The 25,539-nt window shown below is 41.3% G+C and carries 29 protein-coding genes and 1 other RNA gene; 24 read left to right on the top strand and 6 right to left on the bottom strand.

Translation table 11 applies throughout. The annotated features are described in order from the left end of the window. The first annotated feature begins 288 nt into the window (after positions 1-288). The 12 genes from ACM0OW_RS16660 (at position 289) to rpsN (ending at position 7,255) form a co-directional block, all read left to right on the top strand. Positions 289-867, top strand: coding sequence for a DUF3611 family protein (locus ACM0OW_RS16660; protein ID WP_414551280.1), 579 nt, complete (start codon positions 289-291; stop codon positions 865-867). 159 nt (positions 868-1,026) lie between these two features. Next, complete coding sequence (gene serS, locus ACM0OW_RS16665) at positions 1,027-2,307, top strand: serine--tRNA ligase (protein ID WP_414551281.1); 1,281 nt, start codon at positions 1,027-1,029, stop codon at positions 2,305-2,307. A 99-nt stretch (positions 2,308-2,406) separates the two neighbouring features. After that, positions 2,407-3,057 carry a HEPN domain-containing protein gene (locus tag ACM0OW_RS16670; RefSeq protein WP_414551282.1) on the top strand — a complete coding sequence of 217 codons (651 nt, stop codon included), beginning with the start codon at positions 2,407-2,409 and terminating at the stop codon, positions 3,055-3,057. Between the two features lie 185 nt (positions 3,058-3,242). Next, positions 3,243-3,479, top strand: a complete 237-nt coding sequence (locus tag ACM0OW_RS16675; protein ID WP_414551367.1) for a type II toxin-antitoxin system Phd/YefM family antitoxin — start codon at positions 3,243-3,245, stop codon at positions 3,477-3,479. Between the two features lie 103 nt (positions 3,480-3,582). Then, positions 3,583-3,825, top strand: coding sequence for a hypothetical protein (locus ACM0OW_RS16680; protein ID WP_414551283.1), 243 nt, complete (start codon positions 3,583-3,585; stop codon positions 3,823-3,825). Further along, positions 3,818-4,201: a PIN domain-containing protein gene (locus ACM0OW_RS16685; protein ID WP_414551284.1), complete on the top strand. Its 384-nt coding sequence runs from the start codon at positions 3,818-3,820 to the stop codon at positions 4,199-4,201. The genes ACM0OW_RS16680 and ACM0OW_RS16685 overlap by 8 nt, the downstream gene beginning before the upstream one ends. A gap of 109 nt (positions 4,202-4,310) precedes the next feature. Then, entirely contained in the window at positions 4,311-4,532 is a 222-nt protein-coding gene (locus ACM0OW_RS16690) for a hypothetical protein (RefSeq protein WP_089091194.1), read from the top strand. Next, the gene (locus ACM0OW_RS16695; protein ID WP_414551285.1) at positions 4,520-4,714 is read left to right on the top strand and encodes a type II toxin-antitoxin system VapC family toxin; all 195 of its coding nucleotides are present in this window, start codon (positions 4,520-4,522) and stop codon (positions 4,712-4,714) included. Before ACM0OW_RS16690 ends, ACM0OW_RS16695 begins: the two co-directional genes overlap by 13 nt. Next, positions 4,707-4,925: a type II toxin-antitoxin system VapC family toxin gene (locus ACM0OW_RS16700; protein WP_414551286.1), complete on the top strand. Its 219-nt coding sequence runs from the start codon at positions 4,707-4,709 to the stop codon at positions 4,923-4,925. The genes ACM0OW_RS16695 and ACM0OW_RS16700 overlap by 8 nt, the downstream gene beginning before the upstream one ends. Positions 4,926-5,112: 187 nt before the next feature. Next, complete coding sequence (gene rseP / locus ACM0OW_RS16705) at positions 5,113-6,210, top strand: RIP metalloprotease RseP (RefSeq protein WP_414551287.1); 1,098 nt, start codon at positions 5,113-5,115, stop codon at positions 6,208-6,210. Further along, positions 6,186-6,884: an endonuclease III gene (gene nth, locus ACM0OW_RS16710; protein WP_414551288.1), complete on the top strand. Its 699-nt coding sequence runs from the start codon at positions 6,186-6,188 to the stop codon at positions 6,882-6,884. The genes rseP and nth overlap by 25 nt, the downstream gene beginning before the upstream one ends. Before the next feature lie 68 nt (positions 6,885-6,952). Next, positions 6,953-7,255 carry a 30S ribosomal protein S14 gene (rpsN, locus tag ACM0OW_RS16715; RefSeq protein ID WP_006195501.1) on the top strand — a complete coding sequence of 101 codons (303 nt, stop codon included), beginning with the start codon at positions 6,953-6,955 and terminating at the stop codon, positions 7,253-7,255. 45 nt (positions 7,256-7,300) lie between these two features. Here rpsN and ACM0OW_RS16720 read toward each other — a convergent pair whose 3' ends face one another. Beyond that, positions 7,301-7,630: a hypothetical protein gene (locus ACM0OW_RS16720; RefSeq protein WP_414551289.1), complete on the bottom strand. Its 330-nt coding sequence runs from the start codon at positions 7,628-7,630 to the stop codon at positions 7,301-7,303. Between the two features lie 87 nt (positions 7,631-7,717). On the opposite strand from ACM0OW_RS16720, the gene aat reads away from it, so the two are divergent. The 3 genes from aat (at position 7,718) to ACM0OW_RS16735 (ending at position 9,763) form a co-directional block, all read left to right on the top strand. After that, entirely contained in the window at positions 7,718-8,293 is a 576-nt protein-coding gene (gene aat / locus ACM0OW_RS16725; RefSeq protein ID WP_414551290.1) for a leucyl/phenylalanyl-tRNA--protein transferase, read from the top strand. Between the two features lie 105 nt (positions 8,294-8,398). Further along, positions 8,399-9,388: a hypothetical protein gene (locus ACM0OW_RS16730; protein ID WP_414551291.1), complete on the top strand. Its 990-nt coding sequence runs from the start codon at positions 8,399-8,401 to the stop codon at positions 9,386-9,388. A gap of 21 nt (positions 9,389-9,409) precedes the next feature. Continuing rightward, positions 9,410-9,763 (top strand): hypothetical protein, encoded by a 354-nt coding sequence (locus ACM0OW_RS16735; protein ID WP_414551292.1) that lies wholly within the window; start codon positions 9,410-9,412, stop codon positions 9,761-9,763. An 85-nt stretch (positions 9,764-9,848) separates the two neighbouring features. On the opposite strand, the gene ACM0OW_RS16740 is transcribed toward ACM0OW_RS16735, so the two are convergent. Further along, a complete protein-coding gene (locus ACM0OW_RS16740) occupies positions 9,849-10,670 on the bottom strand; it encodes a DUF3598 family protein (RefSeq protein ID WP_414551293.1) in 822 nt (273 codons plus the stop codon). 25 nt (positions 10,671-10,695) lie between these two features. After that, entirely contained in the window at positions 10,696-11,598 is a 903-nt protein-coding gene (locus tag ACM0OW_RS16745) for a cell division protein FtsX (RefSeq protein ID WP_414551294.1), read from the bottom strand. A 130-nt stretch (positions 11,599-11,728) separates the two neighbouring features. On the opposite strand from ACM0OW_RS16745, the gene def reads away from it, so the two are divergent. From def to recJ, 4 genes are all read left to right on the top strand, one after another. Further along, complete coding sequence (gene def / locus ACM0OW_RS16750; protein WP_414551295.1) at positions 11,729-12,292, top strand: peptide deformylase; 564 nt, start codon at positions 11,729-11,731, stop codon at positions 12,290-12,292. Between the two features lie 10 nt (positions 12,293-12,302). Further along, on the top strand, positions 12,303-12,506 hold the full coding sequence (locus ACM0OW_RS16755) for a hypothetical protein (RefSeq protein WP_323211666.1): 204 nt from the start codon (positions 12,303-12,305) through the stop codon (positions 12,504-12,506). 250 nt (positions 12,507-12,756) lie between these two features. Continuing rightward, positions 12,757-13,554 carry a PD-(D/E)XK nuclease family protein gene (locus ACM0OW_RS16760; protein ID WP_414551296.1) on the top strand — a complete coding sequence of 266 codons (798 nt, stop codon included), beginning with the start codon at positions 12,757-12,759 and terminating at the stop codon, positions 13,552-13,554. Between the two features lie 113 nt (positions 13,555-13,667). Then, a complete protein-coding gene (gene recJ / locus ACM0OW_RS16765; RefSeq protein ID WP_414551297.1) occupies positions 13,668-15,989 on the top strand; it encodes a single-stranded-DNA-specific exonuclease RecJ in 2,322 nt (773 codons plus the stop codon). A gap of 31 nt (positions 15,990-16,020) precedes the next feature. On the opposite strand, the gene ACM0OW_RS16770 is transcribed toward recJ, so the two are convergent. Next, complete coding sequence (locus ACM0OW_RS16770; protein ID WP_414551298.1) at positions 16,021-16,737, bottom strand: YdcF family protein; 717 nt, start codon at positions 16,735-16,737, stop codon at positions 16,021-16,023. A gap of 330 nt (positions 16,738-17,067) precedes the next feature. Here ACM0OW_RS16770 and ctpB point away from each other — a divergent pair, with 330 nt between their 5' ends. From ctpB to ACM0OW_RS16785, 3 genes are all read left to right on the top strand, one after another. Then, positions 17,068-18,405, top strand: a complete 1,338-nt coding sequence (gene ctpB / locus ACM0OW_RS16775; protein WP_414551299.1) for a carboxyl-terminal processing protease CtpB — start codon at positions 17,068-17,070, stop codon at positions 18,403-18,405. Between the two features lie 86 nt (positions 18,406-18,491). Continuing rightward, a complete protein-coding gene (locus tag ACM0OW_RS16780) occupies positions 18,492-19,454 on the top strand; it encodes a glycosyltransferase (RefSeq protein WP_414551300.1) in 963 nt (320 codons plus the stop codon). Positions 19,455-19,521: 67 nt separating this feature from the next. Further along, positions 19,522-20,217: a response regulator gene (locus tag ACM0OW_RS16785; protein ID WP_414551301.1), complete on the top strand. Its 696-nt coding sequence runs from the start codon at positions 19,522-19,524 to the stop codon at positions 20,215-20,217. Between the two features lie 513 nt (positions 20,218-20,730). Here the strand turns inward: ACM0OW_RS16785 and ACM0OW_RS16790 are convergent. Then, a complete protein-coding gene (locus ACM0OW_RS16790; protein WP_414551302.1) occupies positions 20,731-21,012 on the bottom strand; it encodes an Npun_R1517 family heterocyst differentiation transcriptional regulator in 282 nt (93 codons plus the stop codon). Positions 21,013-21,780: 768 nt separating this feature from the next. Between ACM0OW_RS16790 and ACM0OW_RS16795 the strand changes: the two genes are divergently transcribed. Further along, the gene (locus ACM0OW_RS16795) at positions 21,781-22,140 is read left to right on the top strand and encodes an NAD(P)H-quinone oxidoreductase subunit M (protein WP_414551303.1); all 360 of its coding nucleotides are present in this window, start codon (positions 21,781-21,783) and stop codon (positions 22,138-22,140) included. Between the two features lie 134 nt (positions 22,141-22,274). Beyond that, positions 22,275-22,668: a transfer-messenger RNA gene (ssrA, locus tag ACM0OW_RS16800) on the top strand. 140 nt (positions 22,669-22,808) lie between these two features. Here ssrA and ACM0OW_RS16805 read toward each other — a convergent pair. Further along, positions 22,809-25,235 carry a TIM-barrel domain-containing protein gene (locus ACM0OW_RS16805; RefSeq protein ID WP_414551304.1) on the bottom strand — a complete coding sequence of 809 codons (2,427 nt, stop codon included), beginning with the start codon at positions 25,233-25,235 and terminating at the stop codon, positions 22,809-22,811. Positions 25,236-25,539: the final 304 nt, after the last annotated feature.

Consider the following 25,539-nt stretch of genomic DNA (forward strand, 5'->3'; position numbering starts at 1 on the left):
TAGACAGCTTCCAGGTGTCAAGTGATGCCAAACTGGTGAGAACTGCCTAAGCATAAAATGCCATCGAAGAAATTTTACAAGCAAAATGCCGTTTTGTCTGCAAAAGTTAATAAACACTTTGTTTTACAGTGATTATCCCAGTACAAAACCTGAGAAAATCAGCTATGTAAAATGTCGGGATAAAACCTAGATACTGGTATACACAATCAAATAAGCATTCAACACTGACATTTTATCTGGTAATTGTGATATTAAATTTAACAAGTCCTTAGCGCATTAGTGATCAGTATGTCAGAAAACCCCGACACTCCATCGTCTTCGTCTAATCTCCGCGCGATCGCCCAAACCTTTCGCCTGACTGGTTGGATTAGCTTTTGGATTCAATTAGTCCTAGGCGTTGTTTCTGCAATTATTGTGCTGCTATTTGCAATATTTAGTCAGCAACGAAATGCCACAGGCAATAATCCGGGAACTGGGTTTGGTGTATTTTTAGCAGTTTGCGGAATTCTGATTTTAGGTGGCGGTATTTATATAGCTTTTCGCTACACCAGAATTGGTAATAAATTGCAATCCTCAAATCCCAGTAACCGCCCTCGAAAAAGTGAAAGCTTGCAAGTATTACGCCTGGGACTGTGGATTAATTTAGTCGGAATGCTAGTGACATTATTGGGTTCACAAGCGATCGTGGGGACATTGGTAGCCAGGTCAATATCTCCCCAAGCCGCAACGACTCAATTATTTGACCCTACGCGGATTATTAGCGGTTTAGATATGCTGGTAGTCCAGGCAAATATCAACACCGTCTCAGCCCACTTTGCAGGGCTTGCAGTGTCGATTTGGCTGCTTAATCGCATTACCCGGACTTGAAAGCTTTAGTCAAAATCAGAATTAATATAGAATTTTTTAGCTTGAGCAAGATTAGCAGAGCGAAATTGTTAGATTGGCAATTCCTGCCCTACCAAGCCAAAATCAGGATATGCTGATGTTTTGGCAAGAAGACCCTAGGCAAAAAACCGAGAAAAATCTGTGCTGGATATTAAGCAAATACGGGAAAATCCCCAATTAATCCAAGAACGTTTGAACAGTCGTAGTGGTAAATACGACATCGAACCGATTTTACAGTTAGACAAGCAACAACGGGAACTGGAAGGGACACGCAGTAAACTTCAAGCCCGCAGTAACGAAATTGGTAAGCTTGTAGGACAGAAAATTAAATCTGGTACTGATCCTAAATCTCCAGAAATTCAAGCCTTGCGGGACGAAGGTAACGACCTTAAAGCCCAATTAAGTGAACTAGAACCCCAAGAAAAAGCTCTCAAAGCCGAAATTGAGCAACTGGTGTTAGCACTCCCTAATTTACCCAGTGAGTTCACGCCTCTAGGCACAAGTGAAGATGATAATCAAGAAGTGCGGCGCTGGGGTGATGAATATCTACCTGAAAACCCGAAGATTATTCCCCATTGGGAAATCGGCGAAAAAATGGGTATTCTCAACTTTGAGCGAGCTGTAAAAGTTGCCCAAAGTCGGTTTGTCACTCTCGTTGGTGCGGGTGCGGCTTTGGAACGGGCATTAATTCAGTTTATGCTGAAGACGCAAACAGAAGCCGGCTATGTAGAAGTTAGTCCGCCGTTATTAGTCAATACTGATGCTTTAACCGGAACCGGTCAGTTACCAAAGTTTGCGGAAGAAAGTTTTAAATGTGCTGATGATGAATTGTGGTTGATACCCACAGCAGAAGTTCCCGTTACCAACCTTTACCGGGGAGAAATTTTAGCTGCGGAAGAGTTACCAATTTATCACTGTGCTTATACGCCCTGTTTTCGTCGAGAAGCGGGAAGTTATGGGCGAGATATGCGGGGTTTAATTCGTCTGCATCAATTCAATAAAGTTGAGTTAGTAAAAGTTGTTCATCCCAGTTCTTCTTTTGATGAATTAGAAAAACTGGTAGTAAATGCCGAAGCAATTTTACAAGCTTTAAAATTACCTTATCGGGTAATTAATTTATGTACTGCTGATTTAGGTTTTGGGGCAACAAAAACTTATGATTTAGAAGTATGGTTGCCTTCTTCTGGGAAGTATCGAGAAATTTCCAGTTGTTCTAATTGTGTAGATTTCCAAGCAAGAAGGGCAGATATTCGCTTTAAAGAAGCTGGTAAGAAGGGGACGCAGTTTGTTCATACTTTAAACGGTTCTGGTTTAGCTGTGGGTAGAACTATGGCAGCGATTTTGGAGAATTATCAGCAGCCAGATGGGACGATTAAAGTACCGGAGGTGTTGCAACCATTTTTAGGACGGGAGGTTTTGTAATTTCCTGCTTTGATGCAAAAGTAGAGGCGTTTTATATTGCGTCTCTACAGAGATTTACCTAATACATATTCAATTTATAAAATATAAGGCATTTGCCCAGTGAAAGAAGAATTTATTTACACATTAGATAATTTGTGGAGAGCAAAACGGCTTATCGAACTTTCAAAAAAAATTGAAGCTGATGAAATACGTAATGATTTGTTAGGCTGTGGTGTTGTTTTCTTACACGCTACTTTAGAAGAATTTCTACGGTGTATAGCTCTTAAACAGTGGTTTTTGTTAGCTGATGAATCTCTGAAAATTGTCCTCAAAAGATATCCTAGGCTTAATAGCAGGAATATAAAGGTTTCTTTGTTAGAACTAGTAGATAAACGCCCACATAATATCGAGTCACTTATTGAAGAAGAAGTAAGATGTTTTCTATATCAAGATATGAATTTCAATTCTCTTGATGAAGTAGAAAAATTTCTTGATTTGATAAATATATCTGTAAAAAAATTCGCAGAAGAAAAAGGAAAAGAACATTGTGATAATATTGAATCATTGATAAGAAAACGCCATCTAGTGGCACATCAAGCCAATTGTAGTCAATTAGATTATGAGCAGATACTTGTTTTGGGAAAATCGCTACAAATTTTTATATTTTACTTAGGGAATGATCTTGGTTTGAATGTAGAATTCAACGAACAACTAAAGAGTATCTCCTTTAAGCCAGGGGAGAATGCCTTGCCAGTTGCAAGTAATCCATGATAATTTTCCCCGTAAAGATATTGGTTGATATAGTGATTTAAGTCTGAGTAAATTTTCAAATTCTCAGCGCGATCGCACCCGTGCTAACTTGTTACTCCTGCCAAACTATAATGAGAGAGCGCAAAGGTAAATGACACATGGATTACCATGTTAAAAAATTACGAGATTTAGACAGATGGAGGTTTATGATTCCCATCAATGAAGCTCAACAGCAGTTACAGGATTTAATTGATTCCGTAAATCAATCCCATCAACCCATTGTGATTGCAGGACAAAGTAGCAATGCAGTGTTATTGTCTGAAACTGACTGGACATCTGTACAAGAAACTTTATATCTTCTGTCCGTACCAGGGATGAGGGAATTGATTCGAGAAGGACTAGCAACGCCGATTGAGGAGTGTGAACTGGAGTTAGAGTGGTGAGTTAGGATTTGCTCTGGTATAGTACGATCGCTAAGGCACAAAACTTGAGGCGACATTATATTTTTTATATAATTATGAGGCTGACTAACTAGATAAATTAAATATGAAAACATTAGAAATAATTGTCACTATAACCAGCGATGGAACATTGTTAGTTAATTATCCCGTAGATATGCCAGTGGGTGAGTATAATGCTGTGCTTGTGCTAGATGAAAAACCAATCGATGAGCGAGTTCAAACATCTGTCAAAAATGCTCAAAATCTTTTCAGGCAATATATTCCTGCTAATAAAAAACTTTCTGAAGAGTTGATTCAGGAGCGAAGATTGGAGGCTTTGAGTGAGTGAAGTTGTGGTGGATGCCTCAGCCGTTTTAGCTTTGCTCAATCAAGAAACTGGTAGCGAAGAAATTTCGCAGTTTATTGGCAATGCCGCCATTAGTGCTGTCAACTTATCCGAGATTATAGCAAAGTTATCAGAAGCAGGAATCCCGGCAGAAGATATTAGGCAAATTCTTGGCAATCTCAATCTTGAAGTTATTCCTTTTAATGAAGAACACGCATTGAAGGCTGGAATGATGCGTCCAGCGACTAAATCAATCGGACTTTCATTTGGCGATCGCGCCTGTCTGGCATTAGGTATTTTTCTTAACCAACCTGTTCTCACCACTGATCGCTTATGGGGTAGCCTGAGCGTGGGAATAGAAATTCGAGTAATGCGTTAGTGCTTAGGTGTTGCTCGTCGTAGCGATCGCACCAGTGGTAACTTGTTACTCCTGCCAAACTATAAAACTATAATAAGAGAGCGCAAAGGTAAATGACACCTGGATTACCATGCTAAAAAGTTACGAAGCTATTTATGAAAACGGTCAAGTAACATGGGTATCGGAACAGCCCCAAGTTAATGCTGCTCGTGTGATTGTCACTATTCTAGAAGAAACTTTCCCATCGACAAAAAGGCGCACTCCCCCCGCCTCTATTGCTGGTAAGGGAAAAACTTTGGGAGATATTATCAGTCCTATTGTTAACGAAGAAGAGTGGGAATGTCTGAAGTAATAGTCCTCGATACCCATATCTGGTTCTGGTTTGTTACTCAAGATTTTGCACGATTTCCAACTCGGTGGAGAGAAGCTATCGAAACGGCTGGACAGGTTGGTGTTTCGGTAGTTTCTTGCTACGAAATTGCATTGGCACAACAGCGAGGAAGACTGGAATTACCCTGTGCGGCTAATGAATGAATGGTTTCAGGAGGCATTGAAACCCACAGATATTACATTGTTTCCCTTGAGTGCGGAAATTGCGTGCCGTGCTGTAGAGTTATCTCCAATCCATAAAGATCCATTTGACCGCTTGATTATCGCTACAGCACTGGAATATCAAGCAAAATTAGCCAGTGTTGATGGCTTGTTCTCTAAATATCTTGAACTTGAAACTCATTTAATGAAATAGTGCCTTATTGTACCTTAACGTAGGTATAACTCTATTTTTCCATATTACATTTGCAATTGCGTAGTCGTAGACATCCCTTCACTAAACCCAGCCCTTCACTGATCCCGGCGGATGGGTTAAGACTCTTTAGCCATTCCTTAACTATTACAATAAGAATAATATCCGAATTTTTTGACTAAATTACTCTATGTCAGTTTTAGCAGCGATCGCAGTCTTGGCTGTTCTGATCTTGGTACACGAGTTGGGACACTTTACCGCAGCTCGTTCTCAAGGTATTCTCGTTAACCGCTTTTCTTTAGGATTCGGCCCCGTTCTTTGGAAGTACCAAGGACCACAAACCGAATATGCTATCCGTCTGTTTCCCTTGGGCGGTTTTGTCGGCTTTCCCGACGATGACCCAGATAGCGATATTCCCCCCAATGACCCGAATTTGCTGCGTAACCGTCCCATTTTCGACCGGGCGATCGTCATCAGCGCCGGAGTCATCGCCAATTTAATCTTTGCCTATTTCCTCTTGGTAACTCAAGTCAGCCTCATCGGTGTCGGACAAGCCAGCGCCCCAGGAGTTTTAATTCAACAACTAGCACCAGAAGTCAGTTCTGTAGCCACAGCAGCCGGAATTCAACCAGGAGATGTCATCTTAGCAGCTGACCAAACAGAATTTGGCACAGAGCTAAAAGACATTGAAGCTTTCAGAGACATCATTAAAAATAGTCCTGGTCAGTCTGTACAACTAGAAATTGCCCGTGGCGACCAAAAACTGTCGGTGAATGTAGTTCCTGAAGATAAGCCAGCCGGAGGTAGTATAGGCATCGGACTAGCTCCCAATGGTGAAGTTGTCCGCCGTCCTGTCAAGAATGTGGGACAAGCTTTAAACATTGGTGCTAGCGAATTTCAGCGCCTTGTCACCCTGACAGTGCAAGGATTTGGGCAATTAATCACTAACTTCGGCGAAACTGCGAGTCAGGTAGCCGGACCGATTAAAATTGTGCAAATTGGTTCCAATATTGCCCAAAATGATACAGGTGGTCTGTTCTTCTTTGGCGCTTTAATCAGCATTAACTTGGCAATTATCAACATTTTGCCTTTACCCGCTTTAGATGGCGGACAACTGGCATTTTTGCTGATTGAAGGTGTACGTGGTAAGCCATTACCTAACCGGATTCAAGAAGGTGTGATGCAAACTGGTTTAGTGCTACTTTTAGGACTAGGTATTTTTCTGATCGTCAAAGAAACCAGTCAGTTAACTTCTCAGTTAGATTGGGTACAAAAGTTATTCCAGTGAGTGTGAGCCGGAAATCCCCATCCCAAAAGCAACGGGCGTTAGAAATTCTCGCCCGCTTGCAGCATCTCTATCCAGATGCAACTTGTTCCTTGAATTATTCCACGCCTGTCCAACTGCTAGTAGCAACTATTCTCTCCGCCCAGTGTACAGATGAGCGAGTCAATAAAGTTACACCAGCTTTATTTGCACGCTTTCCTGATGCGGCTAGTTTAGCTAATGCTGATTTAGAAGAGTTAGAAAATTTGGTGCGTTCTACGGGTTTTTATCGCAATAAGGCGAAGAATATTCAAGGGGCTTGTCGGAAAATTGTCAGCGAGTTTGACTCTGTAGTTCCTAACCAAATGGAGCAATTATTGCAGCTTCCAGGTGTGGCGCGCAAAACTGGCAATGTCGTTCTAGCTCATGCTTATGGTATTAATGCTGGGGTGACTGTAGATACTCACGTGAAGCGTTTAAGCCAACGCTTGGGTTTAACTAAATTTCCTGATCCAATCCGGATTGAGAAAGATTTAATGAAGTTGTTACCCCAGCCAGATTGGGAAAATTGGTCAATTCGGTTAATTTATCACGGTCGTGCTGTTTGTAAAGCCCGTTCTCCTGTCTGTGAGGCTTGTGAGTTAAGTGATTTATGCCCCAGTGCTGGTAAAACATTAGTTGCAGGACAAGGAAAATAAAATATCCCTATAATTAATGGGGACACGGTAAGATAGAAAATGCTGTCTTTAAATCTGTTAGAGAATTTATGGCAAAAAAGAGTATGATTGAGCGCGAAAAAAAACGCGCCAAGTTGGTAGAAAAGTACGCTGACAAGCGAGAAGCGTTATTAGAAGAGTTCAAAAGCGCTGTATCTCCTTTGGATAAGTTGGAAGTTCACCGGAAAATTCAACAGCTACCCCGGAATAGTGCGCCGACTCGTCACCGCAATCGCTGCTGGGTAACTGGTCGTCCTAGAGGTGTCTACAGTGACTTTGGGCTATCTCGGAACGTGCTACGGGAATGGGCGCATCAAGGTCTTTTACCTGGTGTGGTCAAGTCTAGCTGGTAGTGGTTGGTCATTAGTTTGGACAAAGAACTAATGACCACAGCCAAGCTATTCTCCACAACAACGGTCTATACCTAGACTGTCTAAGAGTAGATCGCTGACGGCGTTGGCGATCGCAAACTCTCCATAAAAACTTTTGGAAAAATCAAATGCCTGCATCTCTGTGACAATGGCTATAACTAGAGATCCCAGGTCGTTTTCTCCTTCCATGCGTTGACGGACAAAGATTTGCGCCGCACGTTGGGCGATTTTTTGATTGACTATTTCTGGTAAAAATTCTGTGTCTAGCCACCTCAATAAGGAATCTTGCAACCATTGTCCTTCTAGATCGGGGTTGTTAGAGGGTGGTAAGGTGATGGGTGGAATTGCTTCAGTCATCTTTTTTTAAACGCAAAGGAACGCTGAGGGAAACGCAAAGGTACGCTGAGGGTTTTTTTGTGGGGTTTTTTGCTTGTTTGCTTAATTATGCAATATGATGTCGCTGCTATTATTCGGGGTTATGCTCAAGGTTATTTTCTCATGGCTGATGATCATACAGGCCTGGGATGGTATGGAAGTCGCGATCGCACTTTGATTCCTTTGGATGAGCGGTTTCGCTACCCGAAGTCGTTACAGCGTGTTCTCAATCAAGAACGTTTTACTGTGGCGATTAACCGTGACTTTCAGGGTGTGGTAGCTGGATGTGCTAATCGCGAAACTACTTGGATTTCACGAGAATTACAAGAGATTTACTGGTTACTTTACCAGAATGGTTACGCTTATAGTTTTGAAACTTGGCAAGGTGATGAACTGGCTGGGGGTATTTTAGGGCTGGTAATTGGCGGTGCGTTCATTGGTGAGTCGATGTTTTTCCGCATTACTGAAGGCTCAAAGGTGGCTATGGTTAAGTTGGTGGAACGGTTACGCCAAAAGCAATTTGTACTATTTGATGCCCAAATGATGAATCCCCATTTAGAAAGATTTGGGGCTTACGGTATTAGGGATGATGAGTATCAGGCTTTACTTAAGGAAGCGTTGCAACGTAATTGTGATTTATTGTGAACTGTGAGATTTTATGTGACATACTCAGTATTAGATACTATTTCACTGAGAGATAACAAAATTTATCAGTTTATTTAAACTAGCAAAATTCTAGGTTAGCTTCAGATGCACTTCCCTCAAATTCCAGTTCTTCGTCCTTACGAAGCACAATGTTTTTCAAAGTATTTTAAATGTGTGGATATGCTTTTGGCAAAGAGATTATCTCTTGGCTTTTTATCAGATGAAGAGCATCTAACCTCAATTCTATGTGAGCTACTTGATGAGGATGGATCGCAGTTACATCATCTTACCTACAGTCTTTCAGATTTGAATAATGACTTAAAGCAAAACTGTGGACTTTTACAAGCTGATGTTTCAATTTCAACAAGTGATTATAATAAATATCAAGAGAGGCACTTCACACAATCTGATCTTGGAATTGTACTTGAATATAAAGACTACATAGAACGTGACTATAGTTTTAGTAGAGGTGTCTTGATTCAGGCTAAAAAATTATTTCCCTCTCAAAATAGTGACTACAACTTTAATTCAAAGTACGAGTCTTTTGATTCAGAGCAACACGAGCGCCTCGAAAAGTTGAATCAAATTTATGTAGAAAAGGGGTGTGGTAGTGAGTGCGTAAAATACTTAATGTACAATCCACCCTTAGAAATAATCCCGAAAAATGAACAGCAGAAAATTCTACACAAAGAAATGGTGAGAGATGCAATAACATCGCAATTATACTGCACTTTGGGTCTACATAGATACAAAGAACTTATTGAAAGTGATAAAGCTTCTATTCTTAGTTTGGGGTGTCTCTTTGCTTCTATTGAGGATGTACACGTACTTGCTATACAAGCAGGAAGGGATAGTAGAACTCAAAAAAGTCTGTATGAGTTTAATTTAGGTGCGCTTGTTGATGCTATCAACGTCTATCAAAGTTCGTTATCATGGTTTTTTGTATTCGATTTAATGATGAAAGGTGTAGGTTGTTCTTGCGAAGATTTTCTTGATTTAGTAAGTTCTGGTAGACAATCAAGAATAGTAGGTAATTTAGAGGTGATTCCACCTAAATATTCTATAAAACTGAAAATCACTGCTGGATTTGGATAATAGAGACAATAATTGCATCCCATGAATACCCTCGACCAAGTGCTAGAAATTGCTCTACAATTACCCTACGAACAGCAAGAAATGCTGATCAAAATTCTGCAAAACCGCCACCATGAAAGTCGTCGGGCAGAAATTGCTGCTGATGCTCAACAAAGTTTGGCTGATTTCCATGCAGACAGATTTCAACCCCAGTCAGCAGAGAATGTAGTTACTGCATTGCGCCATTATTTGCAAGATATCCCCAGTCAACAACCTGAACGGAACCGCATTATCAAGCAAATGAAAGGTTTGTTGAAGACAAATCAGCCAGCACCAACTGATGAACAAGTAAAAGCAATGCTAGAAGAACGTCGGGTAGAGAAGCGTCTTGAGTGAGAGTTTTAATTGATACTAAAATACCTGTGTTGTCAGTGCGTCAGCTTTTGGAGCAATTGGGGAAGGGTCTAATTTAGCTATTTATTTATTTATTTATTCCTTCTTTCTTTTCTGTAACTAATGTTAAACTCACCCATTCGCCTTTATCGTTGTAGCTGCGAACCATGCGCTGGCGCAAGTTAGGCTGAATTAACCAACCAACTTCTAAAAATAAAGGTTGACGCAACTGCACCTGTAACGGAGATGTGACAGACGCACCATCAGGGAGGAGTAATACTTGAACCTGCTTTTGGGGATTTTTATCAAAGTTAATAATTGAACCTTGGATAGTACCAGTGGAAGTAATAGTGCGATCGCCAAAAGTTAAACTTTGAATTAATCGCCCAGTATCATCTAATTGTAATTTTAAATTGGTAGAGTAATTATCTGGAGAAGACCAATCTGGATATATGGTGACAGCTTCACCTTGCCATTCTCCCAATAAGTCATCTATTTGTAACGATGGGCGTTCTACTGCGTCAGTCCCAGCTAAATGTTCGCGAATTAGAGTTATTTTATCTAACTGTCCAGTTTTATCAAAAATTTGCACCAGACGTAAGCGGCGATTTTCATGAATTAAACCAAGTTCCGCCCCAAATTCTGTAAATGGTGCTAACTGAATTGAACCTTGGGAAAAAGCACCATTGGCAAAAAACAACGTACTCTTAGCCACAGAACTGTATTCTAAAACTAAATCTTCTTGTCCTTGGCGGCTGACAATCTGGCGGATAGTCTGGTTATTATTTAATCCTGACAAAGACACCACACTTTTGATATCTTCTAAAAGTTCGCCTTGGGGTGAGAATCGGGTAAATGAACCTTGCCATTCACCGAGATTTTGCAGTAAAGATTCCCACTGAGTTGCCATAAATTTAGTCCTGATTGCTGTAATTTTAATTCTTCGCAAACCGCCGCACAGCAAACAAGCTGCCCATTAATCCTACCACTGCACCGAAACTTAACAGAATTAAAGGTAATAGTAAAACCTGTGCGGGACTAAGTTGCAAACCGTTGGTAATAAATTGGATAAAATCTGGTTGATTCGCTAAAGTCCTACTGATAAACTGTTGGATTAAAGAAATGAAACTCCAAGCGATCGCACCACCAACTAAACCGAATGTAATTCCCTGTAAAATAAACGGTAGATAAATCCAAGCAGATGTCGCCCCTACCAGTTGCATAATTTCAATTTCTCGCCGTCGCGCCATGACAATCAGGCGAATGGTGGTAGTAGTGACTGCGATCGCAGTTAAAGTCAGAATCACTGTAATAGTCAAAGTAATCCAATTTAAACCCCGGTGCAACTGGGCAACGCGTTTGACGGCTTCATCTATATACTGCACAGTTTCCACACCCCGTAACTTAGCCAGTTCAGTGGCTAAATCTGGGACAACCTCAGAATTACGAGCTTTTACCTTAATCTCATCAACTAGAGGATTATCCCCTAACTCTTGGGTAGCACCATCAATATTGGAAATGCCTAATTCTTGAACTAACTTCGTCCAAGCTTCTTCTTTCGTAATGGTTTGCATCCCGACTACATCGGGGATTTGGGCGATAAATGGCTCAATGCTGCGGGCTGGTGTATCTGGATCGAGATAAACTGAAACTTCTAACTGGCTACCAAACTGATTCAGGAGTTTTTCAACTTGCCAAGAAGTTTGTAGACTCAAGCCGAATAGAAATAGTAACACTGTGACGGTGCTGATAGCCGCCCAATTCATCCAACCACCCCGCAGCAAACCGAGAAAAGTCTCTTTGAGCAAATAGTCAAGTTTTGTCAGAAATTTAAACACACAGCACCCCAAAATCTAAATTGCGTTGATAATCTTTATTTCAGGTGAATTTTTGCATCTCAACAGGGGGTTATGGGAGATTGATAGAATTGAGATAGTAGGAATTTTCACAACTTAGTCATTGATCATCATGCCCTCTGAAATTGCTGTCGAGAAAAAAAAGTTAAAAAATCCGCCCTTGACACTTCACTATCTAGGCGATCGCGTGCTGCGTCAAGATGCCAAGCGAATTACTAAAATAGACGATGAAATTCGTCAATTGGTGCGCGAAATGCTGCAAACTATGTACAGTAGCGATGGCATTGGTTTGGCTGCACCTCAAGTGGGAATTCATAAACAACTGATTGTCATCGATTGTGAACCAGATAACCCAGATCATCCGCCACTGGTATTGATTAACCCCACAATCAAACAGATGAGCAAAGAAGTCTGCGTTGCCCAAGAAGGGTGTTTAAGCATTCCTAACGTTTATTTAGATGTCAAGCGTCCCGAAGCCGTAGAAATTGCTTATAAAGATGAATACGGCCGTCCCAAAACCCTCAAAGCTACGGACTTACTCTCACGCTGCATTCAGCACGAAATGGATCACCTCAAAGGCGTGGTATTTGTAGATCGTGTGGATAATTCCTTGACTTTGGCTCAGGAGTTATCTAAAAATGGCTTCTCTTATCAAGCCGTGAAACCAGTAGCATAGGGGACATATAGTGTATTTAACTCCAAAAAGCGGTTTATTTCTGGGTGGTTCTTGCATAACAGCGATCGCCGCCGTCGGTTCAGTGTTTGAACTTACCTCTGGACAACCAGATTTGGGTGTTCAGGTAACTGCAATTATCCTCGGATTGAGCATTCCCCTCACCGGATTCTTTTTCTTTGCCGCAGTCAGGGACGCACGGGCTAACATTAAATAAGCATCAGGTACATAAAAAGGTAGAGGGATGAAAGAAAAGGCAAAATTCATCCTTCCACCTTTTATTTTTTTGATTCAGGTAGCCCAGCGCACAGCAGACGCTAAAGCTATTTTCAGGTAAATAGACCATGCGGTAGGGGCGCAAGGTCTTGCGCCCTGACCACAGATGTAAATTTGCACCACGAAGACACCAAGTAGTCAAAACCCTGTAGATATGTTTCCTGGAACGTCTCTACATCTAAAATAAAAGAATGCTGTCAGAAACATCTCCACTATTACGCCTATCTCAAGGACATCTCAACCTACTAGAAACTTGTCCGCGTAAATTCCAACACACTTACTTAGAACAACTCAACACGCCCTTAAATCCCGAACACGAAGAACACCAGACTTTGGGTAGTCAGTTCCACTTGCTGATGCAACAGCGAGAAATGGGTTTACCAATTGATAGTTTCCTGGAAGCTGATACTCAACTAAAAAGCTGGATGTCAGGTTTTACCAATGCAGCACCAGAAATTTTAGCACCAACTGACTCCCAAACTTTCCGTGAAAGCGAACATTACCGCATTCTGCAAACTCAAAATTATTTGCTGACGGTTGTTTATGATTTATTCATAGCAGATAGTCAAAAAGCCCAAATTATCGACTGGAAAACCTATCCTAAACCACCAAATCAACGCAAGTTAGAAAACAATTGGCAAACACGTCTTTATTTGTATGTATTAGCTGAGACAAGCAACTATTTGCCCAAAAATATTTCTATGACTTACTGGTTTGTCCAGTCTGAAGGTCAACCGCAAAATATTACATTTAATTACGATGATATCCAGCATCAAAAAACAGCAAAAAAACTTAATCAATTATTGAAGAAATTAACAAATTGGTTAGCAGACTACCAAAGAAATCAACCATTTACCCAAGTACCGAAAAATAGTAACCACTGTAATTATTGTCATTTTGCCACACGTTGCGACCGCACACCAGCCAGCGCAGAACATCAAAATAACTATTTACCAAATCTTGTCGATATTCAAGAAGTATCTCTCTAAATTTGAGGGTAATTATCTAAATCACACGAATTAATTTCAATTATTTTATGCGAGTTAACATAGTTTGATTGATTTTATTCAATTTACTAAATATCTAATTTCTAATAAATTCAATGCAGTGGATTATAGCGACACCTGAACAACCACCAGACTGGTTCATCCAAATAGTCAAACAGTATACACCAGCATCAAGCGGATTGTATGCAGCACAATTATTGTGGCAAAGAGGAATTAAAGACGAACAACAATTAGCAGCCTTTACTAACTATAAAACGTATCAACCAGCCAGCCCCTTTGAATTTGGCGAAGAAATGCAGCTAGCTATAGAAAGACTGCAACAGGCAAGAAATAACAATGATAAAATTGCCATTTGGGGAGACTTTGACGCTGATGGAATTACCGCCACTGCTGTTTTATGGGATGGTTTAGGACAATTTTTTAACCAAGATTCCCAGTTAACTTACTACATCCCCAATCGTCTTAAAGAATCTCACGGACTCAATTGTCCAGGAATTGATAATTTAAAAAAACAAGGTTGTAAATTAATAGTAACTTGCGACACAGGTAGCACAAATATTAATGAAATTATTTACGCTAAACAGTTAGGTATAGATGTCATAGTTACAGACCACCATACATTACCAGAACAACGCCCACCAGTTGCAGCAATTATCAACCCCCGCTATTTACCCAGTGAACATCAGTTATTTCATCTTTCTGGCGTGGCTGTAGCTTTTAAGTTAATTGAAGCTCTCTATTTAACCTTACCTAATATTCCCCAAAATCCCTTATCAGATTTATTCGATTTAGTTGCAGTGGGATTAATTGCCGATTTAGTGCAGTTAAGTGGAGACTGTCGGTATTTAGCGCAATTAGGTATTCAAAGACTGCAAGCTGACTCAAAGCAACCACCTACAGCCCGACGACGGCCAGGGGTAGGGCGATTATTAGAATTATGTCAGAGAAATGGCGATCGCCCCACAGATATTTCCTTCGGTTTAGGGCCACGCATTAACGCTGTGAGTCGCATTCAAGGCGATGCTCGTTTTTGCGTCGAGTTATTAACTAGCCGGAATCTTAAACATTGTCATCAACTAGCCGAAGTTACAGAACTCGCTAACACTCGCCGCAAGTCTTTACAAAAAGATGTTCAAGCACAAGTAACACAAAAACTTGCCCAGCTAGACTTATCAACTACCAGTGTTATTGTCTTAGAAGATACCCAATGGCCAGCGGGAGTATTAGGTTTAGTCGCTGGACAAATAGCCCAAGAAACAGGCCGTCCCACTATTTTATTAAGTACAGAAGAAAGAAGGGAAAATATTACCCCTACGCCCTCCTTAGCCCGTGGTTCTGCTCGTTCTGTTAATTCGGTGGATTTATACCAATTAGTTAAACAGCAGGAACATCTGTTAAATAGTTTTGGTGGACATCCCTTTGCCGCAGGTTTGAGTTTATTAGTAGAAAATATCCCTTTATTTACAGAGGCTATTAATCAGCAGTTACGGCAATCTTTAGGTGGAACAACTCTCACGCCCACAGTACAAGCAGATTTAACAGTAACTGTTGCCGATTTAGGCAAAGAGTTATTTTTAGAACTCAAACTTCTGGAACCTTGTGGAATGGGAAACCCTGTACCAAAATTGTTAATTAAAAACTGCTGGTTTGAAAATTCTTGGCATCGTAATCAGCAAGATTGGAAAGGCAAAAAGGTGCAGTACATTAAAACCGATTTTGATATTCGGGATGAGTCTACTAAAAGCCGATTTCCTGGGATTTGGTGGGGACACTATAAAGATGAATTACCTTTAGGTAAGTGTGATTGCATTGCTGAACTAGATTACAATACCTTTAAAAAACGCTATGAAATTAGATTAATTGCCGTGCGTTCTGTGGAGAATTCAGACGCGATAAATGGCATTTCTAGTCAGATGATATTAGATTGGCGAAATCAAGAATACTCAGAACTGAGAAATCAGCATTCAGCAGTTTTGATGGAAAATTGTCCAACGAACTGGGATGATTTACGTGCATCGTTAAAGCGATGTCTCTATAATAATCAACAATTGGCGATCGCTTGGTCTAAACCCAATCATCAACCACCCCAGGAAATTTGGCTAACTTTGGTTGGTATTGCTAAATACCTGAGTCGCACAAATCAATCAGTTACCCGCTTCCAACTTGTAGAAAAACTCGGCATTCGTGACCAAACTTTATTTTGGGGAATCGAAGCTTTAAAATTTTTGGGGTTTACAGTCACAAGACAAGACCGTGATTTGCAAATTAGTTGGAATCCCAGCATGAACTCAGAAGGGGTTAACGATGCAGCTTTAGAAAGATTTTTAGCAGCCATCCGCGAAGAACAATTTCAGCAAAATTATTTTGCCGATGTGCCTTTAGGGACAATTATGGCGATCGCGAATAAACCTGTATAATTATACTAAATTTTAAGACAATCCCCTGCCTCTACTTCCCCCCTGCCCCCTCTCCTCTTATACCTCCCTGGTGTTCACACTGAAAACCTCGGCTTTGCCAATCTTGCATATTTACCTCAGCTAGTCTGGTGACATTTGAGCATTGTGGCTGCATAATGTAACTAAGTACTGCCCAAAATAAGCTGCGTGTGACATCTAGCCCAGTTTTCCACCCAGATTCATAATTCCCTGGAATGCCTTGCTCTTCGACGATATCCGGCTCAACCCAAATGCCATGAGCGCCAAAGAGAATTTGTGCCATCCATTTAGCTCTGGGTAGGTGAGTGGGTGAAGTAATCAGTTTCACCTTATGTACTCCCCACTGCCGCAAAATGGGAATTCCGTAGTAAAAATTCTCAAAAGTCGAAGTCGCACAATTTTCTAACCAAACGTTTTGTAACTCTGCTGCTTCCCTCTGAAAAATTAGCTTTATGCAGGGTGGTTGGGAACCACTAGAAATTAAAACTGGAATTTGTGGATATTTTTGTGTTATTTGGGTAACATAAATTTCTCGGCGAATACTACCACCTAGCACAAAAAAGGCATCGACTGGCCCAGATGATGCCCAAACTAGAGTTATAGTAGTCAAAATTAGCCAACCCCCAAATATCAAGCATAAGCCACCAACGATTTTTTGTAGCCATTGCCACTGTTTTCGGAATTTTCGCAAGGGAGAAATTGACGAATTTTTTGTAAATTTATGTCTCATGAGATATGTAATAAAAGCTTGGTTAAATAATATCGATAAAGCCTACAATTAGGTCAGCGAAGTGCTATCTTATAAAAATAATATAGGGTGTAAAGCTAATATCTATAAAATTGTCACAATAAAGTCACAGTAGCGTTACTGTATCTTCATCGTGACATATTAGACTACTAAAAAATCTAACCGTCACAGCAATCATCCTTAATCCACTATCAGAAAATTATCAGGAGAAAATGATGCGGGGAAAATAAGTGAAGATTAAGTATAAAAATTGAAAAATTTCCCAAATGCCTGATTGCTAAACTGTCAACCAACTATATTCCACTAATATACATGAACCAATCTGCGAAACGTTACTCGCCTCTCCAAGCAGTCTTGATTGGTGGAGCGATTGCCACAACCGCCACTGTCTCCGTATTTGGCTCTGCTTGGACTCGCTGCGTCCTTGCTGCCTTACAAGATAGTCCGAAAGCGTTAGTTGACCAAGTATGGCAATTGGTAAATCGTGAGTATGTTGATGGCAGTTTTAATCAACAAGATTGGCTAGCCACTAGACAAAGCTTGTTAAGTAAAGAATATACTTCTAATGAACAGGCTTATGTAGCAATTCGCGAAGCTTTGCAAAGACTGGGTGATCCTTACACACGATTTCTAGACCCCCAACAATTTCAATCTCTCACCAGCCAAACATCCGGCGAAGTTTCCGGGATCGGGATTCGCATGGAAGTGAATGAGCAAACCAAGCGCCTAACTGTCTTGGAAGCTATCGAAAATTCTCCGGCGCTGAAGGCTGGAATCAAAGCAGGCGATGAGATTTTGGCAATTGATGGTAAATCTACTCAAAAAATGCCAATAGAAGAGGCCTCTGGGTTAATTCGTGGTAAACCTGGTACTCCCATAACGCTGCAATTAGGAAAAAAGGGGCAAAGTGCTGTTGAAGTGAAGCTGACACGGGCTACGATTGAAGTCCCAACAGTGCGTTATGATTTGAAGCAAGAAGGAAATCGTCGCGTTGGTTATATCCGATTGCGGGAGTTTAGTGGTCATGCATCTGATCAAATGCGCCGAGCTATTAGAGATTTAAACAATCAAAAAGCCGATGCGTTTGTTCTAGACTTGCGCGGAAATCCTGGCGGTCTGTTAAATGCCAGCATTGAAATTGCTCGGATGTGGTTAGATGATGGCGGGATTGTCCGCACTGTTAACCGTGCGGGAGGTAGTGAGGTAACTAACGCCAATCGTACCGCCCTGACTCAACGACCTTTGGCGATACTCGTAGATGGTAATTCAGCTAGTGCTAGCGAAATCCTGACCGGGGCGTTGAAAGATAATAACAGAGCAGTGGTGATTGGTAGTCAAACCTTTGGTAAAGCAATGGTGCAGTCTGTTCATGAACTGGCAGATGGTTCAGGTTTGGCAGTTACCATTGCCCACTACTACACCCCTAAAGGCACGGATATTAATAAAAAAGGAATTGTACCAGATATCAAACTAGATTTGACAGCAGCACAAGAGCGTCAGCTGGCGATTAATCCGAATTTAGTTGGCACTCAAAACGATCCGCAATATGCCAGAGCGATCGCCGCATTGTCAAGTAAAAACTTCGCTCAACCTCCAGCTACTCAAACTAACCAACCGATGAGTTCTGGTGCTATGGATTTAAGATTTTAGAACAAAGGATTTGGGAATGGGAATACTATAGCAAAGTGCTGAGTTTTGAGTTCTGAGTATCCCATTCCTATAAATCTTGTATTTCTATGAATCAGTCAGTTAATGCAACCACTACCAAAAGCTTCTTGCCAATGGTATCAGTGGTTGTTCCTATTTATAACGGTGAGGCAGATTTACCAGAATTAATCAATTGTCTGCGATCGCAAACTTACTCTCAAGACCGGGTAGAGTATTTACTGGTGGATAATAATAGCAGCGATCGCACTCTGAGCTTATTGAAAGCAGCTGCGGAAAATTTTCCTGTCATTAAGGTTTTGAGCGAAAACCAAATCCAAAGCTCTTACGCTGCCCGAAATACGGGAATCCGGGCTGCTGTGGGTGAAATTATCGCTTTTACCGACGCTGATTGTCATCCTCAACCGCAATGGCTACACTCCTTAATCCAGCCTTTTATTGAGCCAAATGTGGTAATTGTGGCTGGGGAAATTGCCGCGCTACCGGGGGACACTCTCTTAGAGAAACACGCAGAACGTGAAGAAACTTTATCTCAGAAGCATACTCTGGCTAATTCCTTTTGTGCTTACGGACAGACGGCTAATTTAGCAATTCGCCGCACGGCTTTAGAAAAATCAGGTCTTTTTCGACCATATCTGACCACTGGGGGCGATGCTGATATTTGTTGGCGGATTCTGCGGCCAAATATCGGGCGGTTAGAATTTGCCCCAGATGCAATTATCCAGCACCGTCACCGCACCACCTTCCCAGAACTAGCAAGTCAATGGCGACGCTATGGACGCTCTAACCGCTATCTACATGAACTACACGGTGTGAAACTCATGTCAGGGATGACAACTAAAGATTATAGTTATCGTCTGGCGCGTTGGTTATTGAAGGAACTACCAAAGGATATTTTACAGGCGATCGCAGGTAAAGCCACTGTTGTAGATTTATTAAATACTCCCATTGGTTTGTTCACTGCTAGAGCGCGGTTTGTGGGACAAAGAGATGCTAAGTTGCCAGAGAAGGCCAAAAATATTGAATGGCTTTAACACTAAATTTAACCAATGCCTACCGACTTTCGCTAAATTGGAACAAGGTAAACACAGGAAAACTTAAATGTCAGCACAATTGTTACTGGTAGATGATGAACCGGGATTACGGGAAGCGGTGAGAGACTACTTACAAGAAAGTGGTTTCAGCGTTCAAGTTGCCAGTAACGCCCGTGAAGGCTGGGATTTAATGCAGCAAAATACACCTGATTTAGTGATTTCTGATGTCATGATGCCCCAGGTGGATGGCTATCAGTTCCTGAAACAACTGCGAGATGACCCCCGTTTTCAAGCACTCCCAGTGGTATTTTTAACTGCTAAAGGGATGACAGGCGATCGCATTCAGGGCTACCAAGCAGGTGTTGATGCGTACCTACCTAAGCCTTTCGATCCCGATGAATTAGTGGCTATAGTGGAAAATTTACTGACTCGCCGGCTTAAAAAGACTACAAGCACTGGTGAGGAAGGCGAAACCATTGACATTGCTGAACTAGCTAATCAAATTGCTCAAATTAAAGCTTTGTTAACTCAACGAAGTGCAATTTCTCAATCCCCAGCCCCATTCAAAATTGATTTGACTCCCAGAGAGCAAAGCGTTTTAAATTTGGTAGCCGAAGGATTAATGAACAAAGAAATCGCCCGACGTTTAGAAACCAGCGTGCGTAACGTCGAAAAATACGTCAGTCGTTTGTTTAGTAAAACTGGTACTAATAGCCGCACTGAGCTAGTGCGTTTTGCATTAGAACACGGTCTGGCGCAGTAAAAATTAAATTACTGTTAACGTAGCGGGGTGTGGGCCAGTGCTGAGTAAAAATACTAGCCCAATAAAATCCCTGAGAGTATGAGCCAAACTTCATTGTTCTGGTATTTACAAGTATCAAAGATTTATTCTTTTCACTTTTAACGTTTGACTTCACAGGTAGCTTGACTACCTAAAAATTGGATAAATCGAAGCGAAACCCTGGTTAAAGCACTGGTACTAAAATTTGAATCTTCAAAAACTGTTACCTGGTTTAAAAGCTAGGTATTAGTCTATAAAGTAGACACCCTATCATTTCCGTAGTGCAAACGGTTAAATACTGTGTAGATGCTATTTTGAGCTTCTCAAAGAGTGGGTTAAACTATAGCTTGTTTTCCTGGAGTAAAGTTATACAAGCAGACCCTAAATTAGACTACATAGGAAGCAATGGACTAACTTTTAAAAAGCTCACCATTCTATACCTAATTGATGATTTTGCTATTACTCAATTACAGGTTGAGATTGTTAGCTTTTTGACTATTGACTGTTATCAACAGCATTACGTAAGCGCATCAACTGGCGGCGCATTTGAGGTGAAGCCTTAAACTCAGATACTTCCTGCGCCTTTACAGATGCTTGTAGCATCTCCAGAAACTCATCAGAGCCTTCTGTCAATGCGTCTAACAACACCTGTAACAATTGCTCGCGATCGCCTAATAAGCTTTTTTCTTCAACCAACCGGAACTTCAGATGTAGTTCGCACTCATAAACACCGACTTCGATATTATTTATTTGGCGTGGTAATGCTTTCGAGTTCATAGTTTTGAGGATTTTTTTACTTGGTGGTCATGAGGGTGAGGAATTATATCCTCAGCCAAAATACGTTATATTTTGTTTTAATTCACGGTGCTGGAATTAAAAATCTTTCTTCAATCCACAACAATTGCATTCTATAATTCACTCTCCTAGGTTTTTTCCTCATTAGACTTCAAGAGTTCATCGTGATATTCCTGAATTGGATGTGCTTTTAGGTAAACCATAACTATTATTCAGTTTTTGGGATCTTATACAATAAAGTTTCTGTAAGAACTTGTCCCCTTTTTTTAAAGCTGTTTACATCAACTTTATTTTTCAATTAATAATCGTTTGCATTTTTACTTAATTGATAGTATTTGTACGTAAGAAAAATTCCTGAATAAGTCTCTTTTTTTATAGCCAGAGCTAGTTGTAAGATAATTAAGTAAAATTACTCTATGTACGTTTTATTCAACCGGAAAATTTTAGAGCTGTTGATCAATAATTCAGCACAACTCAAACCAGATTGTTACAAAATATCAAAACTTCTAGCGAATCTATCTGATCGGAGGGTGACAAAATCATTTGAGGGTCTAAATACCTTGATACAGCACTTTGCTATATCTCTAAACCCGCCCCTACTCGTTGAACCAAGAATCTCCCTGGCTTGGCTTCCGGAGAGTGTCAAGCAAACCGCCATAACTGTTAACTGTTGACTGATAACTGATTTAAAGCCCTGGCATAAGGTCTACAATTATTGCAGTGTAATTAAAGCAAACCTTACGCCTTTTTATGGACAACCCGATTCTGCTCAAGTCCACAACCCGGCATATCCGAATTTTCGCGGCAGAAATTGACCGGGATGGCGAACTGGTTCCTAGCAATCAGGTCTTAACCTTGGATATTGACCCAGACAACGAATTTAATTGGAATGAGGATGCTCTACAAAAGGTTTATCGCCAGTTTGATGAACTTGTAGAAGCATCTAGTGGCGTTGATTTAACAGATTATAACTTACGCCGCATTGGCTCAGACCTGGAGCATTATTTGCGATCGCTCCTGCAAAAAGGGGAAATTAGTTACAATCTCTCGGCTCGTGTCACCAACTACAGCATGGGACTTCCCCAAGTTGTCGCTAACGAAAACCAATAGAGATTTTTAACTTCTCATCCCTTGGGGCATGGTATCGCCACGCCCCTAAAACTTCCTCAAGGAAAAATCTCAAAATTCTTTAGCTATCAACACATTTACCAAACGGCGTATTATAATGAATATATAAACCTTATGGGTCCGTCACGGTTTCGACAGGTTGGCGAACGCTACTCTGTGATTCAGGTCGAGAGTGAGTCTCCTCTCGGAAATCAAAGGCTCAAAACAAAAAGTAAATGCGAATAACATCGTTAGCTTTGCTCGTAAGCCTGCTCTAGTAGCAGCTGCCTAAAAACCTCTTACAGGTTCGAGCGTCTCTGGTTTGACTCCGTTAAGGACTAGAGACCAACCCCCAACGGACGCTCTAACAAGTGTTCTCTGGTTGGCTTGTTAGCTAAGACTTAATCAGAGCATCCTACGTTCGGGATAATGAACGATTCCCGCCTTGAGGGTTAGAAAGGCTAAACCTGTGAATGAGCGGGGGGTAAATACCCAGTCTGGACAGCAGTTCGACTCTGCTCGGATCCACTTAAATCAAAAACAAGTCCACCAAACACTCAAAAGTTTAGGTGGATTTTGTTTTTCTGCTTATACCTGATTTACAGCAGTTTTCATGTATTTGAACCACATCTATCGTAGGGGCGCAAGGCCTTGCGCCCCTACCGGGTGGTCTATTTACCTGAAAATAGCTGTAAGTTCATTTGACCCTGCAAGCGAACTTCCTGAAACTGCTCAACTTCTAAATAATTGTTTTGGCAATTAACTTTTCGAGAGTCTACCCAGGCTTGTTGAACCTCCATACCGTGAAAGTGGAGTTGAACTGTGTTGTAAGGAAAAGCATAATTTCCCTGCTGTTGCCATGTAATTTCGAGAATATCGCGATCGCACTTCAGGTAAAATTCATCTAAGCGCCATTCACCATATCCATCTCCCGCATCGCTATAAACCTGACCTTCACTAGTTAGAGTCATAGGTGCGTAAATGTGAAGTATAAGTTGCTGTCCTATCGACATTGGCAGAATACTTCCCGCCTTCACAAGTAGAGGTATTTGCTCAATAGGTGCTGCTATATTTACTGTTTTTGCGCCCTCCAATAAGGTATCATTCCAAAAGTTATACCAATATCCTTGGGGTAGCGTGATAAAACGAGAGGTTGCGCCTGACTCCACAATGGCAGCAACTAACATGGCATCACCCAATAAAAAAGCATCTTCCACATCCCAAAGATCCTGGTCTGCACTATCAGCCCAAAACAATGGACGCATTAAAGGATATCCTCTTTGGTTCGCTTCCCAGGCTAGGGTATATAAATAAGGCATCAGTTGGTAGCGTAGCTGTAAGAATTCTCTGACAATACTCAGCGTTGGTTCACCAAAGCCCCACGGTGTACGGGGCTTGACATTATTGGCGGAATGGGTGCGAAAAAATGGTAAAAAAGTTGACATTTGAAACCAGCGCAAATACAGTTCGGCGCTGGGATTACCTTTAAATCCGCCAATGTCTGCACCACTGTAGGGAATCCCTGATAGTCCAAGATTCAGGATTGTCGGAATAGTTTGGCGTAACCCTGACCAACTGGTTTCAATATCTCCAGTCCAAGTCCAGGCGTAGCGTTGTAAACCTGCCCAACCTGCCCGTGAAACAATGAAAGGGCGTAACTCTGGTTTGTACTCACTGAGTGCTTCATAAGCAGCCTCAGCTTGGAGTAATCCATAAACATTATGAACTTCCCTGTGGTCGCCACCTCTGCCTTCCAAAAAATGCTGCGTTGAGTGCTGCGGTAAACTGGGATCTCCCCATAAAACAAATACGCCTGGCTCATTCATATCATGCCAGAAACCAGTAAAACCTAAATCAAGCAGATATTCATACTGACGACTCCACCAGTGGCGGGCTTGGGGGTTCGTGAAATCTGGAAAAGCGCACAGTCCAGGCCAGACAGGAGCAATCACGAGTTTACCATTTGGGAGGTTGCAAAATACTTCTTGGGCGCGACCTTCTTCAAAGAATTCACTTTTGCGGTCAGCTTTCACGCCGGGATTAACAATGGCGATTAAATGTACTCCCCTGGCTACCAAGTCATGATTAAAATCAGCTAATTTGGGAAAGTTATCCGGGTTAATCGTAAAAGCCCGAAATCCATCTTGACAATCAATATCTAGATGAATAGCGCTTAATGGTAGGTCATGGGTGATAAATCCTTCAGCAACTTCTCGCACTGCTGTTTCTGTTTCATATCCCCAGCGTGACTGATGATATCCCAATACCCAACGAGGTGGTAAGGCTGGACGACCTGTTAATTCTGTGTATCGGTCTAGTAATTGGGCGGGTGTGCCAACACTGAGGTAATAACGCAGCGCTCCGCCTGTAAAATCAGCTGCTGCATAACCATTAAAGCTAAATGTGGCTTTATAACTATTTTCGTAGAAGATTAAGTAACTGCCAAAGTCATGTAAACCCAAATAAGCCGGAATACACAGATAAAGTGGGTCAGTTCCTCGGCCATACTTACCTCCAGCATCATAGTTCCACATCTGATAACTGCTGGTGGCTGGTGTGGTACGGAGGTTCAGAGGAGCAGCCCGTTCTCCTAATCCGTAAATATGTTCAAGCGATCGCAATTTGGCCTGATGTAGCCAACCAGAGGTTTTTTGCTGGGGTGGTAATTCTTCCCGGATTGTTTGCCCGTGGGCATTCTGTAATTCCACACTCCCATTTAGGGATATAATCACCTTCAGCGCTGCACTGGAAATTAGCCAGCGATCGCCTAGTTCCTGAAATTTTACCGCTATTTCTGGCCAATCTTGTCGAGCGGCGATCGCATAGGGAATCGGAAGCACTCCGGGTCGCCAATCAATCCGAACTAGATCCTCAGCCAAAAAGCATATTTCCAATTCAACATTTTGGAAGTAAAATTTTCCACCTCTTTCGGTAATTTCAGCGCTGAGAATGTTACCAATTTCTGCAAAAACTTCTATGGGCGAACTCTGAAACTGACGCTCTAAAGCATCCCGTTGCAAGGGATAAAAGAATGAGCCTAAAAACCGTCGCAGTTTGATCAAGCGGAGGTTTAATAATGCCTGTTTCCAGAAATTCATAACCTACATTTTGGGTATTTTGAGGAATAGGCGGCTGATTTTATCAGCAATTTATTGAGGTATAGATACTCGTAGTAATTAGCACGGGCTAGTAAAAGTAGGCGTAAATAAACAGACTATTAAAAATCAATCCAAAGCCTATATACAGCTATTTTCAGGCAAATAGACCACACAGCAGGGGCGCAAGGCATCACGTCCCTACTTTTTGATTTTCACCTTGCGGTACTAGCTGCTTTACTTAACCTCTAGCTTCATAAGTGCATAAATTACGGACATTTTTAATAGTCTTAGTTATTTTACAAAC

The sequence above is a fragment of the Anabaena sp. CCY 0017 genome, from assembly GCF_963920885.1.
GTDB lineage: Bacteria > Cyanobacteriota > Cyanobacteriia > Cyanobacteriales > Nostocaceae > Nodularia.